This window comes from Actinophytocola sp. (assembly GCF_035762905.1).
In the GTDB taxonomy this organism is placed as follows: Bacteria; Actinomycetota; Actinomycetes; order Mycobacteriales; family Pseudonocardiaceae; genus DASYTH01.
Genome location: NZ_DASUCC010000147.1, coordinates 1 through 9,933 on the forward strand (window position 1 = coordinate 1; position 9,933 = coordinate 9,933).

Genomic DNA, 9,933 nt, shown 5'->3' on the forward strand with positions numbered 1-9,933 from the left:
CAGCCCAGCTCGCGTTTGATCTTCTCGCTGCGGATCCCACGGGCCTGCGTCATGATCTGCACCGCGCCCTTGCCGGCCAGCGTGCGGGCCAGCCAGGCCGGCACCCGGCGTGGCGGTTTGGCGCCCAGCACCCGCGCCAGCTCCAACAGCATTTCCCGCACCGGCGCCGGCTCGTCGTCGGCGACATTGTAGATCCCGGGCTTGCCGCGTTCGATGGCCGCGACCGTGGCCGACGTGGCATCGCTGATGTGCACCATCGACCACACCCCGCCGCCGCCACCCACGATCGGGAACCGTCGCCTGCGGATCAGGCCGGCCATGACCGCGTCCGGCGCGGTCTCGATGCCGGTCCCCGGGCCATAGAAACCACCGTAGCGAAGCACGATGCCCTCGGCCCAGGTCATGCCGGTCACCGCCGCCTCCAGATGGCGCAACGCCTCCATCCCCGCCCTAGTGTCCTTGGGCGGGTTCGGATCGACCCGCCCGCTCTCGTCGACGACCGGACCACCGGCGCGTTCCAACACCGCATAGTTGCTCTGCGCCACGAACTTCCCGACGCCCACGGCGCGCCCGGCGGCCAGCAGGTGATCGGTCCCCTCGATCCGCAGCCGGCTGGTGGCAGCCGCCATCCGCTTCACGTTGCGCATGCTCACCGGCCCGTTCAGCGCCGTGGCCTGATGCACGATCACCTCGGGCCCGGCCCTGGCCACCACGTCGGCCACCGCGTCCGGGTCGAGCGCGTCGAGGATGACCGGCTCGGCACCCAACGCGCGCAACGCGCCGACCTTGGCAGCCGAGCGGGTCGTCCCGACCACCTCGTGCCCGGCCGCCACCAACTGGGCAACCAGGTGACCGCCGATCGCGCCGGACGCCCCAGCAATGAAGATCCTCATGACGTCTCCGTCCGTTGTGCTCACCCACACCAGACGAGACACCCCGACACCCCATGACCGGCGGTAACCCAGTTCACAGTCTCGATCCACCTCGGGCGGCTCGACGCCGAACCGGGCACCGCCGCCCGGGCGTTCCTGCATCCAGGCGTTCCCACGATGCCGGCGCACGTGTATGGCCCGAGGTAGGTTGACCCGACCGCATCCCGGGAATGGAGAACCTGATGGCCGTCGATGTTCGGCCCAGCGTGTTGGTGCATCGATCCCCCGGCGAGGTCGCCGCCTTCATGTTCGACCCAGCCAACGACCTGCGCTGGACGGGTGGCATCACCTCCAGCACCCCGGCCCAGCCCGGGCCGCTCATCGAAGGCGCGACCGTCGAGCGGACCGCCAGATTCCTTGGCCGCGGCTTCACCTACGGATACCTCGTCACCCGGCACGAACCGGACCGGCTGGTCGAACTCACGGTGGACCGCCCGTTCCCGATGACCGTCCGCTACGAACTCGAGGCGCACCCCGACGGCACGACGGTCACCATCCACGCGACCGGCAACCCGGGCCGGTTCTTCCGGTGGGCCACCCCCCTGCTGATCCACCAGGTCCGCACCAGCATCACCGCCGACCTACACCGGCTCCGCGCCTGCCTGGAAACCTGAGCACATCGGCCGACGGAACCGGGGTGTGCCGCTGCGGCTGCGCCGGTTGCTCATATCGAGTCCGGACTCAACGACGGTTTGGCCCTGCCGTTCTTGCTGGTCTTCCTGGCCGTCGCCGCGCAAGTGGAGTCCCAGATGGGGCAGGTCCTCGTCGAGTTGGTCTACCGAATGCGGGAACGGGTCCTGGCCAGGCGTACCAGGCTGCTGCTGCAACGACTCATGGCCGCGGTGCTCCTCGGTTTTGCCGTCCGGCTGCTCCTTGGCCTCTGACCGTTGTCTCCTGGGAATAGTTCGCCCGCGTGCCTCGTTCATGCGCAAGGTGGCTGATACTCCAGGCCGAGAAAGTATTTGTCCCAATCGGAACGGCTGAGGGACGGATGGGCCAGCGCGCAGACTCGGGCGCCAACCCTTACCGTATCGAGGTCCGAGAAGCGAACTGTGCCGTCGGCACTCGCGGTTATGAGTCCGCCCCCCGGGCCGAACGCGACGGAGCTCACCATGTCGTTTTGGCCGGTGAGGGTGGCCCATTCGGTGGGGTGACGTGGGTCGGTGATGTCCCACAGCCGCGCTGTGCGGTCGTCGCTCCCCGTCGCGAGTAAGTGGCCGTCGGGGCTGAATTCGACCGCCTCGACGAATCCGGTGTGGCCCGTAAGCGTGGCGATCTCGGTGGGCCGAAGCGGGTCGGTCACATCCCATAGGCGGACGGTGTTATCGAAGCTGGCGGTCGCCATGGTGTGCTGGTCGGGACTGAACGCCACCATGGTGACCGCGTTGGTGTGACCGCCCACCGCCGCGAATTCGGTCGGATGGCGGGGGTCGTCCAGCTTCCAGAACCGCACGCTGTGGTCGAAACCCGCGGTGACAAGGTAACGGCTGTCGGGACTGAATCTCACCGAGTTGAGCGAATTGGTGTGGCTGGTCAGGGGGAAGTCCGCGAGGAGGACTGGTTTCCCAGGATCGGTGATGTCCCACAACCGGGCGAGGCGCTTCCGAACGCCAACCACGATCAGGAGGTGCCCGTCCGGGCTGAAGGCCGGCACGTTGACGTCGTCGGCGGTCTGGGCGGGCGTGAGGGTGGCGACCGGGATGAGGTGGCGCGGATCGGCGAACTCCCACAGCCGTATCGAGTTGTCGGTCGTCGTGGCGAGCAGGCGCGCGTCGGCACTGAATGCCGCGGTGGCGTCCGGGATGTTCCCGATCGGGGCAGTGGTGACACGGTCGGTCAGTCGCGACCGGTCGGTGATGTTCCAGAAGTGCACGCTCGCCCCTGCGGTGACGGCGTGTAGGCCGCGACCGTCGGGGGAGGGAAGCAGCGGACGGATGCTGCCGACCCGCCCGGTGGATGCCGATTCCGGCAGGTCCCAGAGCCGCACCGTGTGGTCATAGCTTCCGGTGGCCAGTGTGCGGCCGTCCGGGCTATAGGCCACGGTGGCGATGGCGTTAGTGTCGAGGGAGCCGCCGGCGTGGCTGACCAATATGGACACCGTGGTGGGCTTGCCCGGATCGGTGAGGTCCCACAGCCGTGCCGTGTTGTCCGCGCTCGCCGTGGCGAGCGTACGGCCGTCCAGACTGAACGCGGCACTGTAGACGAGGTCCGTGTGCTCCCCGAGCACACTGAGCGGCGTTGCCCTCGCCGGGTCCCACAGCCGGGCTGTGTGGTCGTAGCTGGCGCTGGCCAGGAGGCGGCCGTCCGGGCTGAAGGTCACCGCGTTGACCAAGTCGGCGTGACCGACGAGCACCGCGGATTCCGAGGGGTTGCGCCGGTTCGTGACGTTCCACAGCCGCACGGCGTGATCGCCGCCGCCGGTGGCCAGAGTATGGCCGTCGGGACTGAAGGTCACCGAGGCCACTCCGTTTCGGTGACCGGGCAGCGTGGCCAGCGCCACCGGCGTGTGCGGATCGGTGATGTCCAGCAGCCGCAGGGTGTCGTCGCCGCTGGCGATGGCAAGCGTCTGACCGTCGGGACTGAACGCCACGTCGTGGAGCACGTCTGTGCCGGTGATCACCACGATCTCGCTGGGATCGCGCGGATTCGTGATGTTCCACAGCCGGATGGTGTGGTCACCGCTGGCGGTGGCGAGCTTCCGGCCGTCCGGGCTGAACGCCGTCGAGGTCAGGTAATCCGCGTGGCCGGTGAGCACGGCGAGCTCGGCGGGACGGTGTGGGTTCGTGGTGTCCCATAACCGCGCGGTGTGGTCGGCGCTCGCGGACGCCATGGTGTGCCCGTCGGGGCTGAAGACCACGCTGTGCAAATAGTGGGTGTGCCCGGTGAGCCGGATCGAGTAAGGCATCGCGAACGAACTGAGCAGGGCGCCACGGGCCTCGGCGGTGGGAGCCAGCCGATAGGCGGCGAGGCTGAGCTGGTTGGCGAGTGCGGGGTCGGCCACGCGCAATGCCGCTATTTCGCCCGCGACCTTCCGGGAGATCGCCTCGTCGCGTTGCCGGTTCGCGGTGTCCTGGGCGCGCACGGCCACGACGGTCGCGGCGGCGGCAAGCAGGAACAGCACGGTGAGACCCGCGACGAGCTGTCTGAGCTGGCCGGTACGACGACGGGCTGCCAGTTGTTCGGCCTGTTCCCGGCCGATGGCGGCGTCGAGGAAGTCGCGCTCCAGCGGGCTCAGGTCGCGGTCGGTGGTCTCCGCCCATTCCCGGGCGGCGGCGAGCCGGGGGCCCTGGTAAAGCGCGGACGAGTGCTGTCCCTCCCGCTCCCACGCTTCGGCCGCTTCGGAGAGTCGTTGGTGCACCAGGAGTCCGGCGCGGTCGTTGGTGAGCCACTCGCGTAGGCGAGGCCACGCGTGCAGCAGCGCCTCATGCGTGATCTCGGCGCTGTCCGCGTCCAGGGTGACCAGCCTGGCGCGCGACAGGGTCTCCATGACCACCTCGGCCAGGGCCGGATCCGGCGACTCGTTGATGAGCCGGTTGCGGTCGAGCCGTCGCCGGGTGTCGTCGGTGCGCTCGCCGACCTGGATCAGCCGCAGCAGGTGGCGGCGGGCGATGCGCTGGCCGTTCGGGTCGAGCTGGCGGTAGGCGCGTTCAGCCGTGGCGGCGATCGCGCCGTGGACCCCGCCGGCCAGCCGGTAGCCGTCCGGCGTGAGCGTGTGCCGCTCGCGGTGCTGCCAGGTGACGAACAGGGTGTGCGAGAGCAGCGGCAAGGCTCCTGGCTCATAACCGGATCCGGTCGGGTCCTCGCTGGCCCCAAGGTCCGCCAGCATGATTTCGACCAATCCGGGAAGGATCTCCAGCCCGACCGCCGCGGCCGGTTTGATGATCGCGTCGCGCAGTTCGGCGGCCCGCATGGCACCGAGCAGCACCTGCCCGTGCCGCGACGACTCGACGAGTTCGGGGTAAGCCGCGCAGCGGCCGTAGAAGTCCGCGCGCAACCCGATAAGGACCAGTGCTCGGCTCGCCGCCAGCGCGCACAGTTCGCGGATGAACTCCTGCCGCGGTTGCTCCTGCGCGCATAAGGTGAAGGTCTCCTCGAACTGGTCGACCACCAGTACCACCCGGTCAGCCGGTGGAAGCGCGCCGAGCTGCGTGGTGAGCTCGCCGACCGGATCAGTGGTCGGCGTGAACACCGCACAGGGCCACCGATTTGAGCCCGGGAGCACCGCCCGGCGTAGTGCCGGCACCACCCCGGCGCGCAGCAGCGAGGATTTCCCGGCGCCGGACGGGGCGACCACCATCAGTGGACCGGTGCCGTCCAGCCGCTCGGTCAGGTGCCTGATGACTTCCGCGGTCGCTCGCTCCCGGCCGAAAAACCATTGCGACTGCTCGGATGTGAACGCGGCCAGGCCAGGATAAGGACAGAACTCGGCCATTTCGGTCACCGTCGGCAGGGCGACGGGCGGCTGGTTTCGCGCGTATTTCCGGTCGGCCAGCCTTTCCCGTGCTTCCACCCACTGTCCGACGTCGCCTCGGCAGGCCACGACGAACCGCCGCACGAAGTCGGCCGTCGGCAGGCGGTCGGTGCTCAACGCCCGATCGGCGGTGGAAACCGGCATGCTGACGTTCTGCCGCCGCGCCACCGCCTCGAGCCGGTGCAGCGAGCCGCACCCGGCCCAGACCATCAACTCCCGTAGCAGAGCACGGAATTCCGCCTGGTCGGAGGCTGTCCGAGGATCCGGCTCCGGACCGATTCTCATGGCCCATCACTCTAGGCCAGCCGGGCACCGGGAAAGTGTCCCGTATACGGAAAACCGCCGATCCGAGCCGGCCATGCCCACGATTCCTCCGGCCGTCCGGCGTGGTGTCCGGACCGGAATGCAAAGGACCACCGTCATGAGACTCCCGCACATGAAGTTCCGTCGCATGCTCACCGCCGGTGTGGTGGCGCTCGGCGCATTGGCGACCGGCGCGCCGATCGCGCAGGCCAGCCCGGTCGGCCCGTGCGCCGACCTGCGCAGTTTCACCTTCGACTTCCGCACCGGCGGAGACGACCTGCGTGGCAACACCGAGGTCATCCCGTTCTTCGTCAGTACGACGGGCGACATCGAGCTGCAGCACATCTGGGGACCGTTCGCCAACAACTCCACCAACCCCAGGACGGTTGGCTTGAACAACCCGAACTGGACAGTGTCCTCCTGCGCCGGCCAGGGCGTGAAGTTCCGCGTGGTCTCGCACAACGACCCCTTCCAGAGCGACGACAACTGGAACATGGACGCCGTCACCATGTACGGCTACTCCGGCACCGGCGGATACTCCTACCTCCTCTCGGTTCCCAACGCCTTCCACCGGTTCACCGGAAGCGACCAATGGTGGACCCGTCTCGGCTAGCGCCACGTGGGAAGCCGTCCGGGCCGCACTCCCGGACGGCTTCGCCCATGCCACGTTCGCGAGGACGACCCTTGACGCGCGACCACTGCTGCGATCACGGCGCACCGCGTAACGTGTCTGATCCAGCTGCTCCGAACTGGCCCGGAGAGTGAGCGCTATGGATCAGCATTCCGCTGTACACCGGGCGATCGTGGTTGTCGACGTTGAGAAGTTCGGAGACCCTTCCCGGACCAACGCCCATCAGCTGGCCGTGCGGGAAGGATTGTACGAGTCCGTCGAGCGGGCCTTCGTCGAAGCGGGAATCAAGTGGGAGAGGTGCACATGGGAGGACCGTGGCGACGGGATTCTCATTCTGGTCCCGCCGGACGCGCCGAAAAGCCGGCTGGTTGACCATTTGCCCGCCCGGCTCGTTGCGGCGCTGCACCGCCACAATGCCAAGTCCTCATTGCCATCGCAGATAAGGCTGCGGGTCGCGCTGGATGCGGGCGAGGTTCATTACGACTCGCACGGCATCACCGGGGCGGCCGTCAACCGGGCGTTTCGGTTGCTGGACGCGGCACCGCTGAAGGACGCGCTGGCCGCCTCGCCGGGTGTGCTCGCGTTGATCACCTCGGACTGGTTCTACCACGAGATCGTGCGACACGAGCCGGGAGCCACACCGGACGCCTACCGGGCGGTTCGGGTCAAGGTGAAGGAAACCGATGTGCAGGCCTGGATGCGGCTGCCGGACGGACCGTTGTACTTCGATTTGCCCGCCCGCACCAGTGTGGTGTCCCGATGGACCGGGTGGCATTGGGTGAGCGGTTCGGCGTTGCTGCTCGCCGTCGCGGGGGCCACGCTCCTGCTCTGGACGAGCGGTCTTGGTCTGCTGGACCGCGGCGGCAAGGTGTTCGGTGTGGCCGGTGGTGTCGTCGCGATGGTGTCACTGGTGACCAGCGCGGTGGCTTTTCGTCTGGCCTCTCGGGCGCGCCGGCCGGATGTGGATCCCTCGGTAGCTCGTGGCAAGGCGGCTCAGGATCTCGCGGGCTGGGTGGAGCGGCAGTGGCGGCGGGAGGCGGCGGCGCGGTTGCTGGACCGACCGGAGCCGCTGCGAGTGCGCTGGTCGTCGACGTCTCGCCCGGTCGCCCCGGTTCCCGGGGAGGTGCTGGGTACCGCGGGGCCGGAAGGCCGGGTGCTGCGGCTGCGGTTGGGCGGCGACGTGCGGGAGGTCGTGGAGAAGTTCATCCGGCTGCCATACCGCCAGCTGGTGGTGCTCGGGCAGCCGGGTGCGGGCAAGTCGGTGCTGATGATGTTGCTGACCCTGGGACTGCTGCGGCGGTGGCGGACCGGCGAGCAGGTTCCGGTGTTGCTCAACCTGTCCTCGTGGAACCCAGATCGCGAGCATCTCCATGCCTGGCTTGCCCGGCGGTTGGTGGAGGAGTATCCGGCGCTGGGCAACCGAGACCGGTACGGCGCGGATGTGGCCACGCATCTGGTCGACTCCGGCGCCGTGTTGCCGGTGCTGGACGGGCTCGACGAGATGCCGTCGGCGCTGGACGCGTCCGCTGTGGCGGGCCTGGCCGACGCCGCCGCGGGTGACCATGCCGTCGTCGTGGCCTGCCGTGCCGACGAGTACCAGGCAGCGGTGGCAGCGGCCGGAACGACCCTGGGTCGAGCGGCCGTGGTGGAGTTGGAGCCGGTCGACATCGGCGCCGTCGCCGGCTACCTGCCGGCCGGCCAGCCCGAGGGGTCGCGCCGCTGGGCACCGCTGATCGCGGCGCTACGAACGAATCCGGACGGGCCGCTCGCCTCGGCATTGTCGACGCCGTTGATGGTGTATCTGGCTCGCGCGGTCTACAGCGCGCCCGACCGGGATCCTGCGTGGCTGTGCGATCCGCGCCGGTGGCCGGCTGCTTCGCAGATGGAGGATCATCTGCTCGACGCGTACCTGCCCGCGCTCTACGCGGGAGGCGGCGCGGCGGCCCCGGCGGCCAGCGGTTCACCCCTGCTAGGCGATTATCCGGCCGCTCAGGCCCAACGCTGGCTGGCCAACCTCGCCGCGCGGATGGCCACGCTCCGAACCCGGGACCTGGCCTGGTGGCAGCTTCCCCAGACGATCCCCGGATTCGGAGTGGCCTTTGGGCTTGCCGTCCGGATTCTGGCGGGCATCGGCTTCGGCCTCGCGTTCGGACTCACGTACGGGTTCACGCATGGCCTCGATCGGGGGCTACTGTACGGCCTGATCTATGGGCTCGCGTTCGGGCTCGGGCTCACGGCCGGCCTGAAGTTCACCCGTGCGTGGGTCGCCGGACTGGTAACCGGGTGTGTTGCCGGATCCATCGCCGGAGTGGGAATCGGGTTGGTGCTTGGGCCTGCCTTCGGTGTTCAGGCCGCGCTCGAGGCGGCGTTCATCGGGGGCCTCGGAATCGGCCTTATCACGCGCAGTCGCCCTCGTTTCGGCAACCGACCCCGGCAGGTCGAGCTGAGCCTGCCGAGGCTGCTGCGGTCCATGGTCAGAGCACTGCCGATCGGACTCATTTCCGGGCTCCTGCTGGGGCTGATCTTCGTCCTGGCCAGTGGGCATCCCATCGCCCTCGTAGCCGGGCTCGCCAATGGGCTCCCGTTCATGATCGGCTTCGGCACCTCGGAGGCGATCGTCCTGCCGGTGGACGAGCGGCATTCGGTCACCCCGAAGTCACTTCTGCACGGAGAACGCGCCGCGACCATCGCGCAGGTGCTGGCGATCGGACTCGCCGCCTGGATCGCGGACCTGCTCACCACGTGGATCACGAACGGCCTGAACGGCGGCCTGTTCCGGGCGCTTGGCACCAGCCTTGTGTTCGCGTTCATCTTCAGCCTTGCCGCCGGTCTCGCCGCAGGCGTTAACTCGCCGTGGCTATGTTTCCTTTCCGCACAGGGATGGTTCGCTCTCCGCGGCCAGCTTCCCTGGCACCTGATGCGGTTCCTCGACGACGCCCACCGGCGCGGCGTACTCCGCCAGGTCGGCGGGACCTACCAGTTCCGTCACGTCCGGCTCCAGGATCGGCTCGCCAGCACGCACCGCGACCAGGCCCCCACCCGGGCAGGCGGCGGCCGATTCCCCGCCATCCACACCACCTCCCGCCAGACTCGGTGGAAACCACGGCCAACCGCTCAGCCGCCCACCAGCGGTCCGGTCATCCTTCGTGGAACCTGACCGCGGTGCAGCCCAAGGGGTGAGCCGTATCCGCCTCGAACGACCATCGCCGCCCTGCGTTCACCTTGCCGTCGCGTGGATGCGACCAGAGGTTCGTACCGTCCGTTAATGGTCTGACACGGTACGGAGGTGCATGGTGCGGCGCGGCACCGGCGCAGAACGGCCCGAGTCCGTACGGTCCGCTCCAAGCGGCCGATGCCAACGGGACCCGGCTGCCGGCCGGGTTCACCAGCCGCATCGTCGCCTGGTCCGGCCAACAGGTCATTGGCACCGGCTATACCTGGCATCCCGCGCCGGACGGCGGCCGCGGACCCGGTGCGCCGGGTCGTCTACCTGACCGAGGACGCTCCGGACGGCTGCTTCTACCGGTTCGTGCCCACCATCTGGGGCAACCTGTCGGCCGGGACGCTGCAGGTGTTGCGCGCCGGCACCGCCACCT

General features: G+C 69.0%; 6 protein-coding genes and 1 pseudogene. 5 read left to right on the forward strand and 2 right to left on the reverse strand.

The window, feature by feature from the left end:
• A partial coding sequence (locus tag VFV67_RS31965; protein ID WP_326474430.1) for an NAD(P)-dependent oxidoreductase occupies window positions 1-893 on the reverse strand: 893 nt, incomplete at its 3' end.
• A 221-nt stretch (window positions 894-1,114) separates the two neighbouring features.
• Between VFV67_RS31965 and VFV67_RS31970 the strand changes: the two genes are divergently transcribed.
• Both VFV67_RS31970 and VFV67_RS31975 read left to right on the forward strand, forming a co-directional pair.
• Entirely contained in the window at window positions 1,115-1,546 is a 432-nt protein-coding gene (locus VFV67_RS31970; protein ID WP_326474431.1) for an SRPBCC family protein, read from the forward strand.
• Window positions 1,547-1,681: 135 nt separating this feature from the next.
• Window positions 1,682-1,816 (forward strand): hypothetical protein, encoded by a 135-nt coding sequence (locus tag VFV67_RS31975; RefSeq protein ID WP_326474432.1) that lies wholly within the window; start codon window positions 1,682-1,684, stop codon window positions 1,814-1,816.
• Window positions 1,817-1,854: 38 nt separating this feature from the next.
• Here the strand turns inward: VFV67_RS31975 and VFV67_RS31980 are convergent, their stop codons facing one another.
• Window positions 1,855-5,688 (reverse strand): WD40 repeat domain-containing protein, encoded by a 3,834-nt coding sequence (locus tag VFV67_RS31980; RefSeq protein ID WP_326474433.1) that lies wholly within the window; start codon window positions 5,686-5,688, stop codon window positions 1,855-1,857.
• A 151-nt stretch (window positions 5,689-5,839) separates the two neighbouring features.
• Between VFV67_RS31980 and VFV67_RS31985 the strand changes: the two genes are divergently transcribed.
• The 3 genes and pseudogenes from VFV67_RS31985 to VFV67_RS31995 form a co-directional block, all read left to right on the forward strand.
• Window positions 5,840-6,319: a hypothetical protein gene (locus VFV67_RS31985; RefSeq protein ID WP_326474434.1), complete on the forward strand. Its 480-nt coding sequence runs from the start codon at window positions 5,840-5,842 to the stop codon at window positions 6,317-6,319.
• Between the two features lie 157 nt (window positions 6,320-6,476).
• Complete coding sequence (locus VFV67_RS31990; RefSeq protein ID WP_326474435.1) at window positions 6,477-9,494, forward strand: hypothetical protein; 3,018 nt, start codon at window positions 6,477-6,479, stop codon at window positions 9,492-9,494.
• 113 nt (window positions 9,495-9,607) lie between these two features.
• Window positions 9,608-9,933: pseudogene (locus VFV67_RS31995) on the forward strand (translocation protein TolB); the annotation flags it as partial.